This window comes from Streptomyces sp. JB150, assembly GCF_011193355.1.
In the GTDB taxonomy this organism is placed as follows: Bacteria; Actinomycetota; Actinomycetes; order Streptomycetales; family Streptomycetaceae; genus Streptomyces.
In genome coordinates, this window is the sequence record NZ_CP049780.1 from 1,441,178 (window position 1) to 1,464,335 (window position 23,158).

Here is a 23,158-nt window from a genome sequence, read left to right on the forward strand (position 1 = left end):
GCCCGGGCGGCCCGAGACGGGCCACCCCGAGGCCGGCCCGGGCCGCCGGAAACGGCCTGCCCGGAACGCGGGCGCGAGCCGCCGCGCGGCAGGCGCCGACCTCCGGAACGCGGGCGCGGACCGCCGGAAGACGGGCGCGAGCCGTCCCAAGACGGGCCGCCCTGCCCGGAGGCAAGCGCAGGCTGCCGCAGTGCGGGCCTCGGCTGCTTGGATGGGGGCATGAGCGCTGCGGACGAGATGCTGGACATCGTCGACGAGAACGACCGCGTCATCGGGCGGCTCCCGCGCGGGGAGGTCTACGCGAAGGGCCTGCGCCACCGCTGTGTGTTCGTGCAGGCGCGCGACGCGCGGGGCCACGTCTTCGTCCACCGGCGCACGGCGACCAAGCTGGTCTTCCCCTCGCTGTACGACATGTTCGTCGGCGGGGTGGTGGGCGCCGGCGAGTCCTACGACGACGCGGCGCTGCGCGAGGCGGAGGAGGAGCTGGGCGTGAGCGGGCTGCCCCGCCCGCGCCACCTGTTCACGTTCCTCTACGACGACGGCGCCGGCCGGTCCTGGTGGTCCGCCGTCTACGAGGTGCGCTGCGACCTCCCGGTCCGCCCCCAGGCGGAGGAGGTGGCCTGGCACGCCTTCCTGCCGGAGGACGAGCTGCTGCGGCGGCTGCCCGAGTGGGAGTGGGTCCCGGACGGCCTCGCCGCGTACGAGCGGCTGCGGGCCCACCGGGCGACGGGCTGATCTGCCGCCGCGCACCCCTCCCGGTACTGTCGTACGAGTGATCGAAGTCCTGCGGAACGTCCGTCTGTGGTTCACCCCCGCCCGGATACGGGACGAGGGCGGCACCCCCGACTACCGTTTCTCGCTGGCCAACGAGCGCACCTTCCTGGCCTGGCTGCGCACCGCGCTCGCGCTGATCGGCGGCGGTTTCGCGGTGGACCAGTTCCTGCCGGACCTGCGGTGGGGCTGGCGGATCGGGCTGGCACTCGCCCTGCTGGCGGCGGGCGCGCTGTGCTCCCTGCGGGCGGTCAACCACTGGCTGCGCTGCGAGCGGGCCATGCGGCGCGGCGAGGACCTGCCGGCGTCCCGGTTCCCCGCGCTGCTCAGCCTGGTCGTCGCGGTCGTGGCCGTGGCGATGGTCGTCGTCGTGCTGTTCGGCTGGGAAGGATGAGCGGGGCCGCGCCCGGGAAGCGGGACCCCGGACTCCAGCCCGAGCGCACCCGGCTGGCCTGGCGGCGTACGACCCTCTCCCTGACCGTGGCGGCGGTGCTCGCCATGCGGACCACGCTGCACGAGGGCCCGACCACGCCCGCGCTGCTCGCCTGCGCCCTGTGTTTCACCCTCTGGCTGGGTTTCCTCCTCCTCGCCCACCACCGCATCCGCGCCCTCACCACCACCCTCCGCCCCGCCCCCCTGCCCCCACGCCACGCGACGGCGGCGACGGCCTGCACGGTGGCGCTGGCGGTGTGCGCGGTCGCCCTGATCCTCTAGGCGGACACCCCCTGGGGACAGTACCTGGTCCTACCTCACCCCACCCCGTCCGGCCTCACCCCGCCGCGCCGCGTTGCCTCGGCGCTGCGGGGTACGCGGACGTCATGCCACCCTGATTGCCGGGAATGCCCCTCTTCCTCCGCCCCCCACCGGAAGTGAGACCCATGACGACGCTCCACCAGGAACACCAGGCCCACCCCCACGCCCACGGCCCCGACTGCGGGCACACCGAGGTGCCGCACGGCGACCACGTCGACTACGCGCACAACGGCCATCTGCACCGCGAGCACGCCGGCCACTGGGACGAGTGCGAGGCCGACGGGCACACCGCCCACCCGGACCACGACCACCGGCACGGCGAGGACTGCGGGCACGCCACCGTCCTGCACGGCGATCACGTCGACTACCTCCACGACGGCCACCGGCACGCACAGCACGAGGACCACTGGGACGACCACTGAGGCCCTGCCCGCCCGGCACCCCGGAACGGCTCCCCGCACCCGCGTGGGAGCCGTCCGCCTATCGTGGCCCTGATCACGTTCGCTCCGCCCACTGGACGGCATACCGACCGGTCGGCATCATGAGTCGGAACCCGTTCCCCCGTCCGTAGGAGCGACGATGAGTTCCGACCACCCGCCAGGCCTCGACCCGGACCGGCTGCGCGCCCTGCTCGACCGTGAGCGCCCCGGTCTCGTGCACGGTCCTCTGACCGGCCGGCTGATCGAGGGCGGGCGGTCGAACCTCACCTACGCCGTCACCGACGGCACGGCCCGGTGGGTCGTACGCCGCCCCCCGCTCGGCCACGTCCTGGCCACCGCGCACGACATGAGGCGCGAGCACCGGGTGATCAGCGCCCTGCACCCGACGGACGTGCCGGTGCCCCGCCCCGTCCTGCTCTGCGAGGACGAGGAGGTGCTGGGGGCGCCCTTCTACGTCATGGACTTCGTCGACGGCACCCCGTACCGCACCGCCGGCCAGCTCGCCCCGCTCGGCCCCGAGCGCACCCGCGCGGTGGTGCTCGGCCTGGTGGACACCCTGGTCGAGCTGCACTCCGTGGACCCCGCCGAGGTGGGCCTCGGCGACTTCGGCCGCCCGGAGGGCTTCCTGGACCGCCAGCTGCGCCGCTGGGGCAAGCAGCTGGACGCCTCCCGCAACCGCGACCTGCCCGGCATCGACGAGCTGCACGCCGCGCTCGGCCGCGACCTGCCCGGCTCCCCCGCCCCGGCCGTCGTGCACGGCGACTACCGCCTGGACAACGTTCTCATCGGGGACGACGACCGGATCCGGGCGGTCCTCGACTGGGAGATGTCCACGCTCGGCGACCCGCTGACCGACCTGGGCCTGCTGGTGATGTACAGCATGCCGCTGGGCCTGCCCGGCTCCCCCGTCTCCACCACCGCCGAGGCCCCCGGCCACCCGTCCCCGGCCGAACTCATCGAGCGGTACGCCGCGCGCTCGGGGCGCGACGTGTCCGCGGTCTCCTGGTACACGGCGTTCGCCTGGTTCAAGCTCGCCGTGATCCTGGAGGGCATCCACTACCGCTACACGCTGGGCCAGACGGTCGGGCGGGGCTTCGACCGCATCGGCGAGCTGGTGCCGGTCTTCATCGACCACGGTCTGTCGACCCTTCAGGAAGGCTGAGGACACATGGACTTCGCGTTCGACGCGCGCACCGAGGAGCTGCGCGGGAAGCTGCTCGCCTTCATGGACGAGTACGTCCACCCGGCCGAGGCGGTCGCCCACGAGCAGCGGCAGAGGCTGGCCTCCCCGTGGGAGACCCCGGCCGTGGTGGAGGAGCTGAAGGCGGAGGCGAAGCGGCAGGGGCTGTGGAACCTGTTCCTGCCCGACGCCGAGCACGGCGCCGGCCTCACCAACCTGCAGTACGCCCCGCTCGCCGAGATCACCGGCCGCTCCCCGCAGCTCGCGCCCACCGCGACCAACTGCGCCGCGCCGGACACCGGCAACATGGAGGTGCTCGCCCAGTTCGGCGACGAGGCGCAGAAGAAGCAGTGGCTCCAGCCGCTGCTCGCGGGCGAGATCCGCTCGGCGTTCGCGATGACGGAGCCCGAGGTGGCCTCCTCCGACGCCACCAACATCACCACGCACATCGAGCGGGACGGCGACGAGTACGTCATCACCGGCCGCAAGTGGTACATCTCCGGGGCGATGAACCCGGACTGCAAAGTCTTCATCGTGATGGGCAAGACCGACCCGGACGGGCCGGACATCCGCCGTCAGCAGTCCATGGTGCTGGTCCCGCGCGACACCCCCGGCGTCACCGTCAAGCGCGCCATGCAGGTCTTCGGCTACGAGGACCACTGGCACGGCGGCCACGCGGAGGTGGTCTTCGACCACGCGCGCGTGCCGGTGTCGAACCTGATCGGCGAGGAGGGCGGCGGCTTCGCCATCGCCCAGGCCCGGCTCGGTCCCGGCCGGATCCACCACTGCATGCGGCTGATCGGCATGGCCGAGCGGGCGATCGAGCTGATGTGCCGGCGGGCGGTCTCCCGCGAGGCGTTCGGCAAGCCGCTGGCCGCACAGGGCGTGGTGCACAACTGGATCGCCGACGCGCGCGTGACGGTGGAGCAGCTGCGGCTGCTGGTGCTGAAAACGGCCTGGCTGATGGACACCGTCGGCAACCGGGGCGCCCACACGGAGATCCAGGCCATCAAGATCGCCACGCCCCGCGCGGTGGTCGGCATCCTCGACAAGGCGATCCAGCTGCACGGCGCGGGCGGTGTCAGCCAGGACTTCCCGCTCGCCGAGCTGTACGCCGGCGCCCGCACCCTGATGATCGCCGACGGCCCGGACGAGGTCCACCAGCGGTCGCTGGCCCGGCGGGAGCTGCGGAAGTACGCCTAGTAACCCCCGAAGTAGTGATGGTCCGCGCGGGCCAGCGCGCGGACGAAGGCGACGAAACGGGACCAGAGAGCCGGTGTGCGCTGCATGCGTCCAGCGTCGTGCGGGCCACCCCCAGCGGTCCAACAGATGGTTTCGCTGCCGGCGTTCCATAAAATAGATGGATGGAGATCCGCCAGCTGCGCCACTTCATGGCGGTCGTCACCGAGGGCAGCTTCACCGCCGCGGCCCGCAGCGAACTGATCGTGCAGTCGGCGCTCAGCACCTCGATCCGGAATCTGGAACGGGAGCTGGGTGCCGACCTGTTCGACCGCACGGGCCGGCGCGTCGTGCTCACGGAGGCCGGCCGGGCCCTGCTGCCGCAGGCCCGCGCGCTGCTGGCCGGGGCGGAGGCCGCACGGGAGGCGGTGGCGGCGGTGACCGGCCTGGCCGCCGGCCGCGTGGCCATCGGCACCATCCAGACGCTGACCTGTGTGGACCTGCCCGCCGAACTCGCCGCGTTCCACGCGGAGTTCCCCGGCGTCCAGGTGTCCGTGCGGGACGCCCCGGTCGCCGAACTGACCGACGCGCTGCGGGCGGGCGAGCTGGATCTGGCGTATCTGGTGCCGGACCTCGGGCAGCTGCCGGAAGGGCTCACGGCGCACGCCACCTGGCACGAGGAACTGGTGCTGGTCACCGCGCCCGGCCACCGGCTGGCCGCCGCGGGCCGCACCCTGATCAAGGACCTCGCCGAGGAGCCGTTCGTCGACTTCCGCGCGGGCACGGGTCTGGAGACGGCCGTACGGCGCCTCGCCGCCCACTGCGGTCTGGAACGCCGTATCACCTGCGACGTCACGCAGATCGGCCTGCTCGTCGACCTCGTGCGGGCCGGGATCGGTGTCGCGTTCGTGCCCCGGGAGATCGGGGAGCGCGCCGGGCTGCCGTGCGTGCGGATCCGGCAGCCGGAACCCGGCCGCACGGTGGTGCTGGCCGGGCGGGGACCCGCACCGCGCAATCCGGCGGCACGGGCCCTGCTGGCTCATCTCACGGCCGCAGCGCGCGCAGCAGCAGGTCCGCCAGGTGGTCGGCGACCTGCTGCGGGGTGAGCGGGCCGTCGGGGCGGTACCAGGTGGACAGGTGGTGGACGGAACCGAAGTGGTAGTCGACCACCAGGTCCGCCGGGGTCGCCGTGGAGAAGACGCCCGCCTCCTGGCCCTCCTCGATCAGCGCGCGGAAGCGCTCGTGGTAGCGCCGCCGCTCGGCGCGCACCTGCTTGTTCTTCTCGGGGCTGAGGTGGTGCATGGAGCGGAAGAAGATGGCCGCGTCGTCCAGGTTCTCGATCGTGGTGACCACGACGTCCGCCGCCGCGTCCCGCACCCGCTTCTCCACCGGCTCGTCGGCGTCCGCGAAGGTGTCCAGCCGCTCCTGCTGGAGGCGCAGCACGCGCGCGTACACCTCGTGCAGCAGGTCGTCCTTGGAGCCGAAGTAGTGGTACAGCGCCCCCTTGGTGACGCCGGCCGCCTCCACGATCTCCTGCACCGAGGTGCGGTCGTAACCCTGCTCCGCGAAGAGCCGGGTGGCGGCGGCCAGCAGCCGCTGCGGCACAGGAGCCCCGTCTCCGTCCGTCGTCCTGGGCACTGCCGCCACCTGCCTTTCCGTGTTGCCTTGCCTTACCGGTTGTCCAGCGTGCGGGAACGCAGTTCCCGACGGAGGATCTTCCCACTCGCCGTCTTCGGCAAGTCGGGCAGGACCTCCACCTGCCGCGGGTACTTGTAGGCGGCCAGTTTCTCCCTGCAGTACGCGGCCAGCTCCTCCGGGTCCGCCGCTGCGCCCGGCCGGAGGCTGATGTACGCCTTCACGGTCTCCCCGCGGTAGCCGTCGGGCACGCCGACGACGGCCGCCTCGCGCACCGCGGGATGCGTGTAGAGCACGTCCTCGACCTCGCGCGGCCACACCTTGAACCCGGACGCGTTGATCATGTCCTTCTTGCGGTCGACGACGTACAGCCAGCCGCGTTCGTCCATGAACCCGATGTCCCCGGTGCGCAGCTCGCCGTCCGGGAAGGTCTCGGCGGTGGCGTCGGGCCGCCGCCAGTAGCCGGGCACGACCTGCGGGCCGCTGACCGCGATCTCGCCCTGCTGCCCGAAGGGCACGTCCTCGCCTCGGTCGTCGACGATCCGCACGAGCGTGTCGGGTCCGGGCAGGCCCACGGCGAGCGTCCCGGACACCGGGTCGACGGGCGCCTCCAGGTGGGGCGGCACGGAGGCGCAGGGGGCGGTGCACTCGGTGAGCCCGTAGCCGTTGCGCAGGTACGGCCCGAACCCGGCCCGGAACTTCTCCACGAGGGCGGGCGGCAGCGGGGCGCCGCCGGAGGAGATCACCCGGAAGGACGAGAAGTGGTCGCGGGTGGCGGACGGGTGCGCGGCCAGCGCCATGAAGGCCGTGGCGGGCCCGACCGTGTAGTGCGGCCGGTGTTCGGCGAACGCGTCGAGCACCACGCCCGCCTCGAACCGGTACGCCAGCACGAGCGTGCCCGCGCTGTTCAGGCAGGCGCCGAGCTGGCAGACCATGCCGGTGATGTGGAACAGCGGCGCGAGCGCGAAGTACACCGGAGCCTCGGGCAGCCGGAGGCCGGTGCGCTGGCGTTCGGCGTTGTACATGATGTTGCCGTGCGTGTTGGTGGCGCCCTTGGGCGCGCCGCTGGTGCCGGAGGTGTAGCTGATCAGCGCGATGTCGCCGGGCTCCGGGTCGCGTCCCTCGGGCGCGGTGCGGCCCGCGCGGGCCACGGCCGTGAGGTCGTCGGCGTCGCCGGCGGGCGCCGGCCGTTCGAAGGCGAGCACGCGTTCGTCGTCGCGGGTCTGGAAGTCCCGTTCGCAGCCGGTGAGCACGATCCGCACCGGCGAGTCCCGCGCGGTGTCGCGCAGATACGTCTCCCAGGCCCGGTCGGAGCAGATCAGCGCCGTGACCTCGGCGTCGCGCAGCACATGGGTGACCTCGCCCGCCTTGTACATCGGGTTGACCGGCACCACGACCGCGCCCGCCTTCCAGGCGCCGAGGACGGCGAGCACGAAGTGCGGGGAGTTCTGCAGCAGCACGGCGACCCGGTCGCCGCGCTCCAGTCCGCGGGCGGCGAGGTGACCGGCGACCGCGTCGCTGAGTACGTCGGCCTCCCGGTAGCCGAGCCGCCCGTCGAAGTAGGCGAGGAAGGTCCGCTCGGGTGCCTCGGCGGCCGCGCGCCGCAGGGCGTGCACGAGGGAGTCCGCCGGGCCGATGGGTGCCTTCTGGTGCTCTTCGAGCAGGTCCAGCCAGGGCTTGTCGGCGTAGCCCCGGCTCACCGCGCGGCCTCCCACTTCCGCTGGAGGTGGTTCATGTTGCCCAGCCAGCGGTCGGGGTCGGTGGCGCGTGCCTGGTAGTACCCGGCGACCTCCGGGTGCGGCAGGATCAGGAAGCGGTCCTCCTCGATGCCGGCGAACAGCGCGTCCGCGACCGCCTCGGGCTCGATCGCGGTCGGCCGCAGGACGAGTTCCCCGGCGCTGCCGCTGGCGGTGAGCATGTCGGTGCGCACGCCCTGCGGGCAGATCGCGTGCACCTTCACACCCCGGTGCCGGTACGTCAGCGACAGCCACTCGGCGAAGGCGTACGCCCCGTGCTTGGTGACGCTGTACGGCGCGGCCCCGATCATGGTGAGCAGCCCGGCCGCCGACACGGTCGACACGAACCGCCCGCCGCCCCGCTCCAGCCAGCCGGGCAGCAGCGCGTGGGCCGCGCGCACGTGTGCCATGACGTTGACGTCCCAGGCGAGCGCCCACACGTCCTCCCCGGCGGCTTCCGAACCGCCCGAGGCGACACCGGCGTTGGCGCAGTAGACGTCGACGACGCCGCCCAGCGCGTCGCGCGCCTCGCCGACGACGGCGGAGGCGTCGCCCGGCACGGCGATCCCGCCGATCTCCCCGGCGACGGCCTTGGCCTTCTCGGCGTCCAGATCGTTGACGACGACCCGGGCCCCCTCGGCGGCGAACCGCCGCGCCAACGCGGCCCCGATCCCGCCACCGGCCCCGGTGACCACCACTCCCGCACCCTGCACGGCTTCCACCATCGGTCTCCTTCGACGCGACGCGACACGGCTCAGTGCCCGCGAGACGTCAGACTAACCGGTCGGTATGTCACAAGGAAGGGTGAGCGGAAGGGTGAGTGGAGAAGGGGCGCGGGGGCTGGGCCGCGGTGCGGTTCCGCCGCGTGGGCGCGAGCACCTTCCCACCGGCCCGCACCCTGGGACACTCGCTGCGGGAGCACTCCACACCCACCGGAGGTCCACGCATGAACGTGTCCAGACGCACCGTCCTGGCAAGCACCGCGGCCCTCACCGCGACCACCACGGCCACGGCCACGGCGAGCGCGGCCCCGCGCGGCCACCGCCTGCGCACCGGCTTCGAACGCCTCGTGAACGACGGGTACGGCATCCTCCGCGGCGAGCGGGTCGGCATCGTCACCAACCCCACCGGCATCACCCGCGACGCCCGTCACGTCGTGGACGTCATGCACGCCGACGACCGGGTGAACCTCACCGCCGTCTTCGGCCCGGAGCACGGCTTCCGGGGCACCGCCCAGGCCGGCGGCTCCGAGGGCCGCTACGACGACCCGGCCACCGGCCTGCCGGTCTACGACACGTACCTCAAGAGCGGCCGCGCCCTCGCCGACGTCTTCACCGCCTCCGGCGTGGACACGGTCCTCTTCGACATCCAGGACGTCGGCGCCCGCTTCTACACGTACATCTGGACGCTGTACGACTGCATGGCGGCCGCCGCCCTCGCCGGCAAGCGCGTGGTCGTCCTGGACCGCCCGAACCCGGTGACCGGCCGCTCCGCCCAGGGCCCGGTGCTGCGCAAGGAGTTCGCGACGTTCGTCGGCCGGGAGCCGATCGCGCAGGCGCACGGGATGACGGTCGGCGAGCTGGCCCGGCTGTTCCGCGGGGAGTTCCTGGCGGACGCGCCGGTGCGGCTGGACGTCGTACGGATGACGGGCTGGAGGCGGCGGGACTTCCACGACGCCTCCGGGCTGCCGTGGGTGCCGCCGAGCCCCAACATGCCGACCCCGGACACCGCCCTCGTCTACGCCGGGACGTGTCTGTTCGAGGGCACGAACCTCTCCGAGGGCCGGGGCACCACCCGCCCGTTCGAACTGCTCGGCGCGGAGGGGGTGGACGGCCGCTGGGCCGCCGCCGCGAACGCGCTGGGCCTGCCCGGAGTGCGCTTCCGGGAGGCGTACTTCGCACCCGTCTTCTCCAAGTTCCAGGGGAAGACGGTCGGCGGTGTGCAGGTCCACGTCCACGACCGGGCGGCCTTCGACCCGGTCCGCACCGGCATCGGGCTGCTGGTGACCGCCAAGCGGGTCTGGCCGGGCTTCGCGTGGCGGCCGGACAACTGGATCGACAAGCTCACCGGTTCCACCCGGGTGCGCACCCTGATCGACGCGGGAGCGGGCGTGGACGACGTGGTCGCCGACTGGGAGCCGGAGCTGGCGGCCTTCCGCGCGGTGCGGGAGGAGTACCTGCTGTACTGACGGGCCGTGAGGTCCGGCCGGCGCGGCCGGTGACGGCGGCGGGCCGGGTTCCCCCGGCCCGCCGCCCCCGCGCGGCTCACCGGTGCGAGGTGAACTCCACGACCTGCTGGTACGTCGGCCGGTTCTGCCATCCGACCGTGCGGTGGCCGATGCCGCCCAGCTCGCGGTGGACGATCGCGTCGGCGCACCACTGGTCGCCCGCCGCGCAGTGCTCGTCGCCGGGGTAGACCTGGGCGGCGGTCCGGCCGGCCGCCTCCTTCAGGCCGGCGAGCAGCGTGTCCCGGCAGGCGGCGAGGGCGCCGCCGCCGCAGTACCGGTCCCCGAGCGGGGCCTCGACCCGGTCGCCGAGCACCGCGCGGAGGTCCTTGTCGACGTGGCTCCACCAGCCGTACTGGAAGGCGCTGCCCGCGTGGGCGCCGGTCTGGCCGTGGGCGGCGGACGGCGACTCGTCGACGGGCAGGTTCGCGGTGAACGCGCTGTACAGCTCGCCGCCGAGGCCGGGTTCGAACACGCCCTTGACCAGCAGCGGCCACCAGGCGTCCAGGATCCGGATCGCCTCCGCGTGGGCGTAGGTCTTGGAGCCCGGCGAGGTCTCCGTGCGGGTGGCGCCGGCCGACAGCCACGCCCTGAGCCGGGTGACGGCCGCCGCGGTGGCCGGGTCGGTGACCGGCGCGCTGTCGATCACCCTCAGCAGGTTCGGCAGCACCTGCTCGGCGCGCAGGTCGGTGAGGCCCGCCTCGGCCATCGCCCGCACCAGGGACGCCCGGGTCACCCCGCCGGCCCGGACCAGCCTCGCCACCCGGTCGTCGAGCAGGTCGCCGCGGTGGACGCGGCCGTTGCCCCAGGACCCGGAGGCGTAGGCGCGGGCCGGTTTGTTGTTCCAGGAGATGTAGTAGTCCTGGTCGACGGAGTGCGGGTGCTGGTCGGGCGGGGTGTACTCGGCGGTGTTGGCGGCCGGGTCCCAGCCGCGCCACTCGTGGGCGGGCCGGGCCCACACCGGGAACTCGGCGTCGACGCCGGCCGCGCGCACCGGGTTGTCGCCGCTGTTGTGGTACGCGGTGTGCTGGGAGTCGGCGTAGAACCAGTTGAAGGTGTAGTTGATGTGCCGCACCGCCTGCCGGAAGCTGTCGGGCCCGGTCACGTGGGACGGGTCGTTCAGCATCTGGAAGCCGATGATCGAGTCGGCCTCGTGCAGGAAGGACGAGCGCAGCGTGGTGTAGGCGACCTTCCTGCCGCCGACGGTCGCGCGGTGGGTGACGGGGCCGTACTTCGTCCGCCAGACCCGCAGGGTGTACGCGCCGGCCGCGGTGCCGTCGGCGACGGTCGGCTTCCAGGCGTTCCGCTGCTCGGCCTTCTCCATCGGGACGCAGGAGCCCCGGTGGAGGTAGTGGTGGTCGTCCTGGCACAGTTCGACGGCGTAGGTGTCGACGATGTCCTGGCCGGAGGTGGTCGCGCTCCACGCGTAGTCCTGGCCGCGGCCCAGCTGGACGTAGAAGCTGAGGCCCGCGAAGGAGGCGCCGCGGGCGCTGATGCCGGGGCCCTGGAGTTCCTGCAGCATCAGCAGCTGGGGGGCGAAGTAGCCGGTCTGCGGGCCGAACACGGCGACCGGGTGGCCGCTCGCGGTGTGCTCGCCGCTCACCACGAGGGCGTTGGACATGCCCCGCCGGGCGGAGCCGGCGGCGTGCGCGGCGGCCTCGGCGGAGGCGTCGGCGGCGCTCGGCCCGGTGGCCGCGCCGGTGCGGTCGTACACCAGCGGTTCGCGGGTCACCGAGCCCGGGTCGGGCAGGGCGCGGCCCTGCGGGGTGGCGGGCCGGACGGCGTACGGGAAGCTGCCGTCGCGGACGGTGAGGGCGGCCTCGGGGTCGTCGCGCATCCGGAAGGACTCCCAGACCTCGGTGCCGCGGGCGACGCCGTACTTCGCCTGGGCGGCGAGCAGGGAGAGCGCGTTGTTCACCTCGCCGCCGCCTCCGGAACCGAACAGGGCGCCGACGACGGAGGCCAGGGCGACCAGGTCGGTGGGCTTGAAGCGCTCGATGGTGCCGGCGTTGGTGACGGAGTCCTTGTGGCCGGTCAGGACGTACTCGCCGGGGAAGGTGCGGCCGCGGTCGGCGGCGTCGATGTAGGCGTTGATGCCGTCGACGTAGGCCCGCACGTCGGCGAGGGCCTGCCGGCCGCGCTCGCCGTGGGCGGCGACCGCGCTGTCGATCTGCGCCTGGAGGTCGGCCTCGGTGTACGGCGCGTTGCGCCAGAACTCCTGTTCCAGGCCCTGGTTGGCGGGGGCCCCGCCCGCGAACGGGGTCAGCCGGCCGCGTCCGACGTGCCGGAAGACGTCCATCAGCCACAACCGGTCCTCGGCCGCCGCCCAGCCGGCGCCGAACTCGGTGCCGTAGCGGGTGGTGCCGGTGATGTGCGGCACGCCGGTCCTCTTGTCGCGGACGATCGTCACGTCGGTGCGGCCGGCGGGGCGGACGGTGGAGGCGACCTGGTCGGCGGGGACGCCGAAGGAAGCGTCGTGGAAGAAGGAGTTGACGGTCGCGTCGGTGAGGGCCGGGTATCGGACGGCCAGGTCGGCGTAGGGGCCGAGCTGGTCGTCAAAGTGCGCGGGCCGGGTGCCGAAGGCCTGGTGGAGGAGGATCTGGGCGAGGGTCGCGTTGCCGTTCTGGCCGGGCGGCAGGATGTCGGAGCACCGGCCGCCGCAGTGGTCGGCGACGGCCGCGGCGGCGGGCGCGGGCGGGGTGAGCGGGGTCTGCCGGACGGCCGCGGGCGGTGCGGCGGCGGTGGCGGTGGCGGTGGCGGTGGCCGGGGAAACCGGGGAAAGCGGAGTCAAAAGTCCGGCAACGAGAACGCATACGGACGCGCTCTTCAGGAACCCGGGGAATCTGTGGGGAGTTCTCAGTCTGTCGAGCACGTTGCGTGAGGTGCCTCGTGGCATGGCAGCTCCTCCCGACGGGGATGGGCCGGTCGTTACCGCCGGTATCCCCGAGTTCGAAGTTGAACATGCGTCACCTTCGGGTGCCGCCGGGCCCGCTGATGGCGGCCATCGGAAATCGGATGGCCCCGGAGGGAGCCGAATCGCGTGTCGATACGTCTATTCGGCGACGTCCGTACGACGACGCCGAAGTGACCGAAGAACAGGTTCAGGTGTGACGGAGGTGCAGGGCGATGGCCGGTTTCCGGAGTCTGGCAAGACAGGTACGCGACCCCCGGTGCGACCTGGCGCTACGGCGCTACTCGCTGCGCAAGTGCCTTGAGCGGTTCGCCCCCTACGGGCATCGGGCCACCTGGGACCACCTGTGCTCCCGGGCGGGTTTCGGCCCGGAGGACCGCTCCCCCGATCCGGCGCGGCTCGTGGCCGCGCTGGAGGAACTGGAGGAGGCGCGGGCCGTGTGGCTCGCCTACGAGGTGGAGTTCGCCGAACGCCGCAGGAAGGAGAAGCACGACGGGCTGCGCAGGCCGGGCAGTGTGGACGACTGGCACCGGCTGACCTGGGGCGGCTTCGGGGTCGCCTGGTGCGACGACCCCCGGGTCCACCCGCACGAGCCGCTGGCCGACGTGCTGCGGCGACTGATCGCCGCACTGGAGCGCGAACCGGGCTCGGAGTGCCCGGTGTGCGACGGGGAGCGGTTGTTCTGGAAGGACGGCCTGGACCACGAGCCCTCGTCCGGCCCGGTGTGCGCGGACTGCGGGATCCTCGTCCCGCGCCCCGTGCTCACCCCGGAGGCGCTGGCGTACGCCCGGCGCGGACGGATGCTGGTGTCGGCGTGAGGGAGTAGTCAGGGGGGTGCGTAGGGGGATGCCGCACCCCCGTTCCCCGGGAGCGGTACGGCAACGGGGGCGACGGAGGGCCGTCGCGTCCGGACTGGCACCATCGGGGGATGGTGCAGGTCTGTCTGAACGGAAGCCGGGGCGCCGCCGACGGGGCGGCGGTGCCGCTGACGCCGGAGGCGATGGCCCGGGAGGCCGCGCGGGCCGTCACGGCGGGGGCCACGGACGTGCACGTCCACCCCAAGACACCGTGCGGCCGGGACACACTGTCCCCGCGCGTGGTCGCGGTGACGCTGGAGGCGATCCGCGCGCGGGTCACGGTGCCGGTCGGGGTGACCACGGGCGCGTGGTCCGAACCCGACCCGGCGGCCCGGCTCGCACAGGTGCGCGACTGGACCGTGCTGCCCGACCACGCCTCGGTCAACTGGCACGAGCCGGGCGCCGGGGAACTGGCCGCCGCGCTGCTGGAACGCGGGGTCGGCGTCGAGGCGGGCATCTGGTCCGGGACGGACGGAGCCGCCCGCTTCCTCCGCTCGCCGCTCGCGCCTCGCGTGCTGCGCGTGCTCGCGGAGATCACGGACCCGGACCCCGGCACGGCCCCGCGGACCGCGCGGGCCCTCCTGTCCGCCCTCGCCGCCCGCCCCGCCCCGGACGGACCGCGCATCCTCCTCCACGGCGAGAACGCCACCACCTGGCCCGTCCTGCGCCTCGCCGCCCGCCTCGGCCTGGCCACCCGCATCGGCCTGGAAGACACCCTGACCCTGCCGAACGGCCAACCGGCCACCTCGAACGAGGAGTTGGTCCGGGCGGCAGTACGGGAATACGCCGGGGCGAGGAGGGGCGCCGGACGCTGAGGGTTGCGCCGTCCGCGGCCGGGGGGTGAGGGGCGCGACGGCCGACGAGCGGTGACGCCTGCGACGTGCGCCGGGGAGCGCGCCCCCGCGCCCCGCTGGCGAGCGGCCACCACAGCCCGCCGGGCAGCCGGCCGAGGAGAGGCGGCGACCGACGGACGGACACGGGAGGTGCGGGACCCCCACAGCGTCCGCCGAGCGGTGACGCCCGCGGCCTCCGCCGGGGAACGACCCGCGCGCCCGCCGACAAGTCGCCCGGCGAGCGATGGCGGCCGACGGACGGTCACCGGAGGTGATGCCTCCGGCGCCCGCCGAGCGGAGACGGCCTCGGCGTCCGCCGAGCGGTGACGCCCGCGCGCGTCACCGAGCAGCGCCCCCACGCGCCCGCGAGAAGCCGGCCGACGAGTGGCTGACGACCGTACGGGCGGCCGCCGCAGGGTGAAGTCCGCGACGCCCGCCGAGACGTGACGCCTGCGGCATCCGCCCGCAGGTGACGGCCTCGGCGCCGCCGGGAAGCGACGCCCGCGGCCCGCGCCGGGCGGTGACGTTCACGCCGGGCGGTGAGGTTCGGCGGGCGGTGACGGCCACGGGCGGGTACGCACGACCAGCGGGCGCGGTCGGCCCGCAGGCGCGGTCGCCGACGGGTGCGATTGCCGGGCGGGTGCGGTTGCCGGGCTAGCCGCGTGTGCGGGACTCCGTCTGTTCGGATCGGCGGGGTGTCGCGTGGTCGTGTGGGGGGCGGTGCGTCCCGCGCCCGCGTGCACCCGTGCGTTCGGGGAACAGGCGGGAGCCGGTGAGGTGTTCGCCGAAGACGTCGCCGGGGTTGGACAGGACGCAGGTGTCCAGGGACAGGCAGCCGCAGCCGATGCAGTCGGTGAGGTGGTCGCGCAGCCGGTTGAGCTGCCTGATGCGCTCGTCGAGTTCGGAGCGCCAGGCCTCGGACAGCCGGGCCCAGTCCTCGCGGGTGGGGGTGCGCTCCTCGGGGAGTTCGGCGAGGGCCTCGCGGACCGTGGCCAGCGGGATGCCGACGCGTTGCGCGGCGCGGATGAAGGCGACGCGGCGCAGGGTGTCCCGGCTGTAGCGGCGCTGGTTGCCGCTGGTGCGGCGGCTGCTGATCAGGCCCTTGGACTCGTAGAAGTGCAGGGCGGAGACGGCGGCACCGCTGCGCGCGGAGAGCTGGCCGACGGTGAGCTCGTGGATCTTCTCTGGAATCTGCGGCACTCCTCGAACCCTACCCACGCCCGTCGTTGACAGGTGCCCCGAGGGCGACCATGCTAAGCAGTCGCTTAGAGATTGCGACCGGGAGGCGGCGTACATGGCAGAGCCGAGGATCTTCGCAGGGCCCGACGAGCTGAAGTCGGCGGTGGGCGAGCAGCTGGGGTACACCGACTGGCTGGAGATCGACCAGAAGCGGATCGATCTCTTCGCGGAGGCCACCGGCGACCACCAGTGGATCCACGTCGACCCGGAGAAGGCCGCCGCCGGCCCGTTCGGGACGACCATCGCGCACGGCTATCTGACCCTGTCGCTGCTGCCGCTGTTCGGCCCGCAGCTGATCAAGGTCGAGGGCGTGAAGATGGGCGTCAACTACGGGACCAACAAGGTCCGCTTCCCCGCCCCGGTGCCGGTCGGCTCCCGGCTGCGCGCCACCGCGACGATCACCGGTGTCGAGGACGTGACCGGGGGTGTCCAGGTGACCGTCGCGTTCACCGTGGAGCGCGAGGGCGGCGACAGGCCGGTGTGCGTCGCCGAGTCGGTGGCCCGCTACTACCTCTGACCGCGCCCGCGGGCCTGACCCCCACCCTGCCCCGGGGGGCTACTTGACCCCCACCATCCGCAGCACGAGGTCGGCGTAGAGCGCGCCGACCTCGTCGGGGGTCCAGGGTCCGTCGACGTTGAACCAGCGGGCGACGTCGATGCACAGCGACAGCACGGCGAGCGTGGTGCCCTTCACGTCGAGCACGTCGAACTCGCCGGAGGCCACACCGTCCTCGATGATCCGCCGCACCTCGGCGTCGCACTGGCGGCGCAGGGCGAGGATCTCCGCGCGGGCGTCCTCACCGAGCGAGTCCAGCTCGTACTGGACGACCCGTGCGGTGGTCCGGCCGCCCGCGTGCCAGCGGACGAAGGAGCCGACGGCGTCGGCCAGCCGCTCGCGCGCGCTGCCCTCGCGGCGGGCCGCCGTGCGCAGGATGTCCAGGGCCTTCTCGTGCCCGATCCTGCTGATGCGGTGCAGCAGCTCTTCCTTGGTCTTGTAGTGGATGTAGAGCGCGGCCGGGCTCATCCCCGCGCGGCCCGCGATGTCGCGGGTCGTGGTGGCGTGGTAGCCGCGCTCGGCGAAGGCCTCCACGGCGGCGACCAGCAATCGCCGGGCCGCGTCAGGGGTGACCTCGGCCCACGGCTGCACCTCGCCGCCGGCCGTCTCCTCCGCCGTACTCATCGCTCGCTCGCCCCTCTCGCCGACAGGGGCACCACCATACCGCCGAACCTGAGCGCCCGCTTAGACGCCCCGCTCGGGGCGGGTCGGGAAGCGTGCGGACTCCTGGCGGTCGCGGATGACCTTGGCGAGGGTGAAGGCGGAGGTGACGAGGTAGAGGACGGCGATCGCGAGGAAGGCGCGCACCCACGGGTCGGCGTCCAGCCGGTAGATGCCGATGGCGGTGGCCGCCATGGCGACGGCGAAGGAGGCGACGGCCTGGCCGTAGAACGCGGCCGTGTTCTGCTGCTTGTCACTCATGGGGACAAGGGTCGGCGGACGTGGCCCGCGCCACATCCGCCGGCGTACTCAGAAACGTACTCAGAGAGCGGATCCCGCGACCGCCGCGCTCAGAACGCCGAGACCCCCGTCAGCGCCCGCCCGATCAGCAGCTTCTGGATCTGGCTGGTGCCCTCGTAGAGGGTCATCACGCGGGCGTCGCGCAGGAGTTTGCCCGCCGGGTACTCGTCGATGTAGCCGTAGCCGCCGAAGACCTGGAGGGCGTTGTTCGCGGCGCGGACGGCGGCCTCGGAGGCGAACAGCTTGGCCTTGGAGGACTCCACCGCGAACGGCAGGCCACGGTCGATCAGGTCGGCGACCCGCCAGGTCAGCAGCCGGGCGGCGTCCACGTCGACGGCGATGTCGCTGATCAGTTCCTGGACCAGCTGGTGGTGGGCGATGGGCTTGCCGAACTGCTCGCGCTCGCCCGCGTAGCGCACCGCCGCGTCGAGGGCGGCCTGCGCGATGCCGACGCAGCCCGCCGCCACCGACATCCGTCCCTTGGCGAGGGCCGACATGGCGACCGAGAAGCCCGTGCCCTCCTCGCCCAGCATCGCGGAGGCGGGCACGCGGACGTCCTCCAGGACGAGTTCCGCGGTGGCCTGGCCGCGCAGGCCGAGCTTGCCGTGGATGGTGCGGCGGGTCAGGCCGGGGGTGTCGGTGGGTACGAGGAACGCGCTGACGCCCTTGTGGCCGGGGGCGTCCGTGGAGCGGGCGAAGAGCAGGACGACGTCGGCCCAGGTGCCGTTGGTGATGAACATCTTGGTGCCGTTGACGACGTAGTGGTCGCCGTCGCGCACCGCGCGGGTGGTGAGGCTGCCCGCGTCGGAGCCGGTGCCGGGCTCGGTGAGGCCGAAGCAGCCGACGAGCTCCCCGGAGGTCAGCCCGGGCAACCAGCGCCGCTTCTGCTCCGCGCTCCCCCAGGCCGCGACGGTCTTGGCGACCAGGCCCAGGGAGACCGAGACGATGCCGCGCACGGAGGAGTCGCCGCGCCCCAGCTCCTCGGTGACCAGGCAGTACGCGAGGTGGTCACCGCCCGAGCCGCCGTACTCCTCGTCGATCGTCAGCCCGAGGAAGCCGACCTCGCCGAGCTTCTTCACGATGCCCCGGTCGACCTCCTCGGCCCGGTCCCAGGCGACGGTGTTCGGGGCGATCTCGCGCGCCACGAAGTCCCGGGCGAGCTGCCGTACGGCGGTCTGTTCCTCGCTGAGCTCCAGGTTCACGGCGCGTCACCCCACACGTAGGTCGTCGATTGAAAGTCGCACATTTAAATTAGCACTGCTAGTTTCCGGGTGCAGCCCTACTATGTGCGCCATGGCCCGACCGCGCAAGCCCCTCCTCAGCACCGACCGGATCGTCGCGACGGCCCGGGAACTCGTGGACACCGAGGGCCTGGCAGCCGTCTCCACCCGGCGGCTCGCCGCCGAACTCGGGGTGAGCGGGCCGTCGTTGTACAACCACTTCCGCACCAAGGACGAAATCCTGGAGGCGGTCGCGGACTCGGTGAGCGCGCAGGTCGACCTGTCGATGTTCGAGGACGGCCGGGACTGGCGGACCGCGCTGCACGACTGGGCGGTCTCCTACCGCGCCGCCCTGCGCGACCACCCCAACATCGTCCCGGTGCTCGCCCGCGGCCCCGGCCGCCGCCCCGCCGCGCTGCGGCTCGCGGACGCCGTCTACGGCGCGATGGTCGACGCCGGCTGGCCGCCCGCGCAGGCCACCTCCATCGGCGCGCTGATGCGGTACTTCATCATGGGCTCCGCGCTCGGCTCGTTCGCCGGGGGCTTCCCCGACGACGCCAGCGCCTACGACCCGGCCGACTACCCCCACCTCGGCCAGGCGCACCGCCTCGCCGAGCAGCAGGAGAAGGTGGACGAGCGGGCCTTCGAGACGGGCCTGACCGCGCTGCTGGACGGGCTGTCGCAGCAGTTCGCCCAGCTCGGGCGGTCTGGCTAGCCGCCGGCACGGTTCGGCGGCCGCCGACATGTGGCTGCCGCATGCTGGGAGGCATGACCACCAGTCACCACCGGGCGGACCACCGGGCGGCCGGGCTCGCCGCCCTCGCCGCGCTGATCGCCGACACCACGCGGGCCGCGTGCCTGCTGGCGCTGCTCGACGGGCGGGCCTGGACGGCCGGTGAGCTGGCCCGGCACGCGGGCGTCGCCCCCTCGACGCTGAGCGAACACCTGGGCAAGCTCGTCGCGGGCGGCCTGCTCGCCGAGGAACGCCAGGGGCGGCACCGGTACGTCCGGCTGGCCGGCGCCCAGGTCGCCCAGCTGCTGGAGGACCTGGTCGCCCAGCTGCCGCCGGGGACGGCGCCGCGGCCGCGCGGACTGCGTGAGGCGGCCGCCGGATCCGCCATGGCCCGGGGCCGCACCTGCTACGACCATCTCGCCGGGCGCCTCGGCGTCGCGGTCACCGACGCGCTGGCCGCGCTGGGGCTGCTGCGCCGGGACACCGGGTTCGCGCTCACCGACGCGGGGCTGGCCTGGTTCGCGGAGACCGGCATCCCGCTGGAGCGGGCGGGGCGGCGTCCGTTGGCCCGTGCGTGTCTCGACTGGACCGAGCGGCGTCCGCACCTCGCCGGCACGGCGGGGGCGGCGCTGTGCCGGTATGTCCTCGATGCGGGGTGGTGCGTGCGGATCGGGTCGGAGCGGGCGGTGAAGGTGACTCCGTCGGGGGAGCGGGCGCTGGCGGAGGTGCTGGGGATTCCTGTGGAGGTGCTGCGTTGAGGGGGCGGGGTGGGCCGGGTGCGGGTGGGTGGGGCTGGTCGCGCAGTTCCCCGCGCCCCTGGGGTGGGGGTGGTGCGGGAGGTTTTTCAGGCGCCGCAGCCCCCCTGGGGTGGGGGGCTTGGTCGCGGGACAGGTGCGGGTCGGTGGGGGCTGGTCGCGCAGTTCCCCGCGCCCCTGGGGTGGGGGTGGCGTGGGAGGTTTTCAGGCGCCGTGCCTCTGAGGGGTAGGTGAGGGGCTCCCGGCCCCACGGCACCTGAAAACCGTCCCGTACCCCCCGGTCGCTGCCCCGGGTCCCGGTGCTAGAAGATGACCAGTGCTCGGCCGCCCTTGCCGGCCAGCATGTTCTCGAACGCCGCCGGGATGCCGTCCAGGGCGATTCGCTCGGTGACCAGCGCGCCCAGGTCCAGGCGGCCCTCGCGGACGTGGGCGGCGAGCACCGGCAGGTCCCGGGCCGGGTCGCTGTTGCCGTAGACGCAGCCGGAGAGGGTGCGGCCCCAGTGGAAGATCTCCAGGGCGTTGAAGGTGACCTGCTGGTCCTTGCCGCCGATGCCGACCACGGTCGTGCGGCCGCCGCGCCGGGTGGACTCCCAGGCCGCGCGGATGGTGACGGCCCGCCCCACGCACTCCACGGCGACGTCTACGCCTTGCTTGCCGGTCAGCGCGCGGATCTCGCGCGGGGTGGTGTCGGAGGCGACGACGTAGTCCGTGGCGCCGGCGGACCGGGCCAGCTCCTCCTTCTCGCGCGAGACGTCCACGGCGACGATCTTCGACGCGCCCGCGATCCGGGCGGCCTGCAGGGCGGCCAAGCCCACCCCGCCGACGCCGAACACGGCGACCGTCTCGCCCTCGCGGACCCGCGCCGAGTGGTGGACGGCGCCGTAGCCGGTGAGCACGGCGCAGCCGAGCAGGGCGGCGTCCGTGAGCGGCACGCCGTCCGGGGCGGGCAGGACGCAGTTCGCGGCCACCACGGTCTCCTCGGCGAACGCGGCCACGTTCAGGCCGGGGTGCAGGTCGGTGCCGTCGTCGGCGCGGCGGGCGTGGACGGCGCCGATGCCGCCGAGGGCGTGGGCGCACAGCCACACCTCGCCGAGCGCGCAGGCGGGGCAGTCGCCGCAGGACGGCGCCCAGTTGAGGACGACGGCGTCACCGGGGGCGACATGGGTGACGCCCTCGCCGACGGCCAGGACGGTGCCCGCGCCCTCGTGGCCGAGGACGGCCGGGAGCGGCACCCGCATCGTGCCGTTGGACAGGGACAGGTCGGAGTGGCAGACACCGGCGGCGGCGAGCCGGACCCGGACCTGCCCGGGTCCGGGGTCGGGCAGCTCGATGCCGGTGATCTCCAGCGGGGCGCCGATGGCGGGGACGACGGCGGCACGGACGGCCATGACAGTTGACTCCCTGGAAGCTGAGCGGCTCAGAACTGGAGGGACTTGGTCTGCAGGTACTCGGCCAGGCCGTGGTGGCCGAGTTCGCGGCCCACGCCCGACTGCTTGTACCCGCCGAACGGGGCCAGCGGGTTGAAGCGGCCGCCGTTGATGTCGACCTGCCCGGTCTCCATCCGGCGCGCGAAGGCGACCGCCTCGGCCTCGTCGCCCGCCCAGACCGCGCCGGCCAGCCCGTAGACCGTGCCGTTGGCGATGCGCAGGGCGTCCTCCTCGTCCTCGTAGCGCAGGATCGACAGGACCGGGCCGAAGATCTCCTCCTGGGCGATGGTCATGTCCGGGCGGACGTCGGCGAAGACGGTGGGGCTGACGTAGTAGCCGCGCTCGCGCGGGGCCTCGGGACCGCCCGCGACCAGCCGGGCGCCCTCGGCGACGCCCTTGTGGATGTACCCGCGCACCCGTTCCCGCTGCCCCGCGTTGACCAGCGGGCCGATGCGGTCGCCGTACTTGGCGGCGGCGGTCCGGGCGAGTTCGACGGCCTCCTCGTACTGGTCGCGGTGGACCAGCATCCGGGTCCAGGCGCTGCACGTCTGGCCGGAGTTGGACATCACGTTGGCCACGCCCACGTTGACCGCGCGCGCCAGGTCGGCGCTCGGCAGGATGACGTTGGCGGACTTGCCGCCCAGCTCCAGGGCGACCTTCTTGATGCCGGCCCCGGCGATGGCGGCGATCTGCCGGCCGACGGCGGTGGAGCCGGTGAAGGAGACCAGGTCGACGTCCGGGTGCTCGGCGAGCGCCTGCCCGGCGACCGGGCCGAGCCCGGTGACCAGGTTGAACACCCCCGCGGGCACGCCCGCCTCGTGGACCGCCTCGGCGAACAGCTGGGCGGTGAGCGGGGTGTCCTCGGCGGGCTTCAGGACGACCGTGCAGCCCGCGGCGAGCGCGGGGGCGACCTTGGCGACGATCTGGTGCAGGGGGTAGTTCCAGGGGGTGATCGCGGCGACCACGCCGACCGGCTCGTGGTAGACGGTCGAGTTGCCGACCCTCTCCTCGAAGGCGTACGTGGCGGCCAGGTCGGCGTAGGAGCCGGCGACCGCGATCGGCGCGCCGACGTGGACGGTCTGCGACAGCTTCAGGGGCGCGCCCAGTTCGGCGGTGACCGTCTCGGCGATCTCCTCGGCCCGCGCGACCAGGCCGTCGCGCAGCGCGGCCAGCCGCGCGGCCCGCTCGGCGGGCGGGGTCGCGGCCCAGCCCGCGAGCGCGGCGCGGGCGGCCCGTACGGCGTTGTCGACGTCCAGGGCGGTGCCGGCCGGGACCTGGCCGATGACCTGCTCGTCCGCCGGGTTCACGACGTCGATGACGTCCCCTCCGGCGGCCGGGCGCCAGGCTCCGTCGATGTACATGCCGTCATGTGCCTTCATCGCGTTCCCTCCGGGCGGGCCTCGTCGTCGAGCCCCAAACTAGCGCCGTTAGTTTTACGGCACCAGGGGCGCCCCGCATGGCACGCCTCACCCTGCCGGGAAGCCCCCCCGGAAGTCGACCCGCCCCCCGGTCGAGGGCCGGGGCACCTACGCCGGTGCCGTGCCGCCGTGCCGGTGCCGGTGCCGGTGCCGGTGCCGGATGATCCTCCCCCACCCTCGGCGGCCCCGGGAAGCCCACCGCAGGCCCGGCCCACCCGCGGCAACGCCCTGCCCGGCCCTCCGCGCACCCCCTCACACGACGCCGCGCCGCCGGGCAGCCCTCCCCCGCGCCCAGCGCGACCAGAGAGCCCACCACAGCCGACCCCCACCC

Annotated in this window: 23 protein-coding genes; 13 read left to right on the forward strand and 10 right to left on the reverse strand. The window is 73.8% G+C overall.

The features are described 5' to 3' along the window. The first annotated feature begins 219 nt into the window (after positions 1-219). The 7 genes from G7Z13_RS06850 to G7Z13_RS06880 all read left to right on the forward strand — a co-directional run bounded on the left by G7Z13_RS06850 (position 220) and on the right by G7Z13_RS06880 (position 5,429). Entirely contained in the window at positions 220-735 is a 516-nt protein-coding gene (locus G7Z13_RS06850; protein ID WP_165997020.1) for an NUDIX domain-containing protein, read from the forward strand. Between the two features lie 37 nt (positions 736-772). Continuing rightward, positions 773-1,165 carry a DUF202 domain-containing protein gene (locus G7Z13_RS06855; protein ID WP_165997023.1) on the forward strand — a complete coding sequence of 131 codons (393 nt, stop codon included), beginning with the start codon at positions 773-775 and terminating at the stop codon, positions 1,163-1,165. Continuing rightward, on the forward strand, positions 1,162-1,485 hold the full coding sequence (locus G7Z13_RS06860; RefSeq protein ID WP_165997025.1) for a DUF202 domain-containing protein: 324 nt from the start codon (positions 1,162-1,164) through the stop codon (positions 1,483-1,485). Before G7Z13_RS06855 ends, G7Z13_RS06860 begins: the two co-directional genes overlap by 4 nt. 164 nt (positions 1,486-1,649) lie before the next feature. Beyond that, positions 1,650-1,946: a hypothetical protein gene (locus tag G7Z13_RS06865; protein WP_165997027.1), complete on the forward strand. Its 297-nt coding sequence runs from the start codon at positions 1,650-1,652 to the stop codon at positions 1,944-1,946. 157 nt (positions 1,947-2,103) lie between these two features. Continuing rightward, positions 2,104-3,126 carry a phosphotransferase family protein gene (locus tag G7Z13_RS06870; RefSeq protein WP_165997029.1) on the forward strand — a complete coding sequence of 341 codons (1,023 nt, stop codon included), beginning with the start codon at positions 2,104-2,106 and terminating at the stop codon, positions 3,124-3,126. A gap of 6 nt (positions 3,127-3,132) precedes the next feature. Beyond that, the gene (locus G7Z13_RS06875; protein ID WP_165997031.1) at positions 3,133-4,347 is read left to right on the forward strand and encodes an acyl-CoA dehydrogenase family protein; all 1,215 of its coding nucleotides are present in this window, start codon (positions 3,133-3,135) and stop codon (positions 4,345-4,347) included. 161 nt (positions 4,348-4,508) lie between these two features. Continuing rightward, a complete protein-coding gene (locus G7Z13_RS06880; protein ID WP_165997033.1) occupies positions 4,509-5,429 on the forward strand; it encodes a LysR family transcriptional regulator in 921 nt (306 codons plus the stop codon). Here G7Z13_RS06880 and G7Z13_RS06885 read toward each other — a convergent pair. The 3 genes from G7Z13_RS06885 to G7Z13_RS06895 are packed head-to-tail and all read right to left on the reverse strand — an operon-like array spanning position 5,368 to position 8,419. Then, on the reverse strand, positions 5,368-5,961 hold the full coding sequence (locus G7Z13_RS06885; protein WP_165997034.1) for a TetR/AcrR family transcriptional regulator: 594 nt from the start codon (positions 5,959-5,961) through the stop codon (positions 5,368-5,370). The two genes, G7Z13_RS06880 and G7Z13_RS06885, sit on opposite strands and share 62 nt — an antisense overlap. A 32-nt stretch (positions 5,962-5,993) precedes the next feature. Further along, the gene (locus G7Z13_RS06890; protein WP_240926137.1) at positions 5,994-7,658 is read right to left on the reverse strand and encodes an AMP-binding protein; all 1,665 of its coding nucleotides are present in this window, start codon (positions 7,656-7,658) and stop codon (positions 5,994-5,996) included. Further along, positions 7,655-8,419 (reverse strand): SDR family oxidoreductase, encoded by a 765-nt coding sequence (locus G7Z13_RS06895; RefSeq protein WP_165997038.1) that lies wholly within the window; start codon positions 8,417-8,419, stop codon positions 7,655-7,657. The genes G7Z13_RS06890 and G7Z13_RS06895 overlap by 4 nt, the downstream gene beginning before the upstream one ends. Before the next feature lie 221 nt (positions 8,420-8,640). On the opposite strand from G7Z13_RS06895, the gene G7Z13_RS06900 reads away from it, so the two are divergent. Beyond that, positions 8,641-9,882 carry a DUF1343 domain-containing protein gene (locus G7Z13_RS06900; RefSeq protein WP_165997040.1) on the forward strand — a complete coding sequence of 414 codons (1,242 nt, stop codon included), beginning with the start codon at positions 8,641-8,643 and terminating at the stop codon, positions 9,880-9,882. 76 nt (positions 9,883-9,958) lie between these two features. Here the strand turns inward: G7Z13_RS06900 and G7Z13_RS06905 are convergent, their stop codons facing one another. Further along, entirely contained in the window at positions 9,959-12,814 is a 2,856-nt protein-coding gene (locus G7Z13_RS06905; RefSeq protein ID WP_165997042.1) for a penicillin acylase family protein, read from the reverse strand. A 230-nt stretch (positions 12,815-13,044) separates the two neighbouring features. Here G7Z13_RS06905 and G7Z13_RS06910 point away from each other — a divergent pair, with 230 nt between their 5' ends. Together G7Z13_RS06910 and G7Z13_RS06915 are read left to right on the forward strand one after the other, a co-directional pair. Continuing rightward, positions 13,045-13,647: a hypothetical protein gene (locus G7Z13_RS06910; protein ID WP_165997044.1), complete on the forward strand. Its 603-nt coding sequence runs from the start codon at positions 13,045-13,047 to the stop codon at positions 13,645-13,647. A 110-nt stretch (positions 13,648-13,757) separates the two neighbouring features. After that, entirely contained in the window at positions 13,758-14,501 is a 744-nt protein-coding gene (locus G7Z13_RS06915; protein WP_165997046.1) for a 3-keto-5-aminohexanoate cleavage protein, read from the forward strand. Between the two features lie 672 nt (positions 14,502-15,173). Here the strand turns inward: G7Z13_RS06915 and soxR are convergent. Next, on the reverse strand, positions 15,174-15,719 hold the full coding sequence (soxR, locus tag G7Z13_RS06920; protein ID WP_240926138.1) for a redox-sensitive transcriptional activator SoxR: 546 nt from the start codon (positions 15,717-15,719) through the stop codon (positions 15,174-15,176). A gap of 94 nt (positions 15,720-15,813) precedes the next feature. Here soxR and G7Z13_RS06925 point away from each other — a divergent pair, with 94 nt between their 5' ends. Continuing rightward, complete coding sequence (locus tag G7Z13_RS06925) at positions 15,814-16,275, forward strand: MaoC family dehydratase (protein ID WP_165997048.1); 462 nt, start codon at positions 15,814-15,816, stop codon at positions 16,273-16,275. A gap of 39 nt (positions 16,276-16,314) precedes the next feature. On the opposite strand, the gene G7Z13_RS06930 is transcribed toward G7Z13_RS06925, so the two are convergent. From G7Z13_RS06930 to G7Z13_RS06940, 3 genes are all read right to left on the reverse strand, one after another. Further along, a complete protein-coding gene (locus G7Z13_RS06930; RefSeq protein ID WP_165997050.1) occupies positions 16,315-16,938 on the reverse strand; it encodes a TetR/AcrR family transcriptional regulator in 624 nt (207 codons plus the stop codon). A gap of 60 nt (positions 16,939-16,998) precedes the next feature. Then, on the reverse strand, positions 16,999-17,235 hold the full coding sequence (locus G7Z13_RS06935) for a YiaA/YiaB family inner membrane protein (RefSeq protein WP_165997051.1): 237 nt from the start codon (positions 17,233-17,235) through the stop codon (positions 16,999-17,001). 89 nt (positions 17,236-17,324) lie between these two features. Further along, positions 17,325-18,476 carry an acyl-CoA dehydrogenase family protein gene (locus tag G7Z13_RS06940; RefSeq protein ID WP_165997053.1) on the reverse strand — a complete coding sequence of 384 codons (1,152 nt, stop codon included), beginning with the start codon at positions 18,474-18,476 and terminating at the stop codon, positions 17,325-17,327. 91 nt (positions 18,477-18,567) lie between these two features. Here G7Z13_RS06940 and G7Z13_RS06945 point away from each other — a divergent pair, with 91 nt between their 5' ends. Together G7Z13_RS06945 and G7Z13_RS06950 are read left to right on the forward strand one after the other, a co-directional pair. Then, positions 18,568-19,209, forward strand: coding sequence for a TetR/AcrR family transcriptional regulator (locus G7Z13_RS06945; protein WP_165997054.1), 642 nt, complete (start codon positions 18,568-18,570; stop codon positions 19,207-19,209). A 41-nt stretch (positions 19,210-19,250) separates the two neighbouring features. Beyond that, positions 19,251-19,985, forward strand: a complete 735-nt coding sequence (locus G7Z13_RS06950) for a helix-turn-helix domain-containing protein (protein WP_165997056.1) — start codon at positions 19,251-19,253, stop codon at positions 19,983-19,985. A 299-nt stretch (positions 19,986-20,284) separates the two neighbouring features. Here G7Z13_RS06950 and G7Z13_RS06955 read toward each other — a convergent pair whose 3' ends face one another. Both G7Z13_RS06955 and G7Z13_RS06960 read right to left on the reverse strand, forming a co-directional pair. Next, complete coding sequence (locus tag G7Z13_RS06955; protein WP_165997058.1) at positions 20,285-21,370, reverse strand: Zn-dependent alcohol dehydrogenase; 1,086 nt, start codon at positions 21,368-21,370, stop codon at positions 20,285-20,287. Positions 21,371-21,399: 29 nt separating this feature from the next. After that, a complete protein-coding gene (locus tag G7Z13_RS06960; protein WP_165997059.1) occupies positions 21,400-22,788 on the reverse strand; it encodes an aldehyde dehydrogenase family protein in 1,389 nt (462 codons plus the stop codon). Between the last annotated feature and the right edge of the window lie 370 nt (positions 22,789-23,158).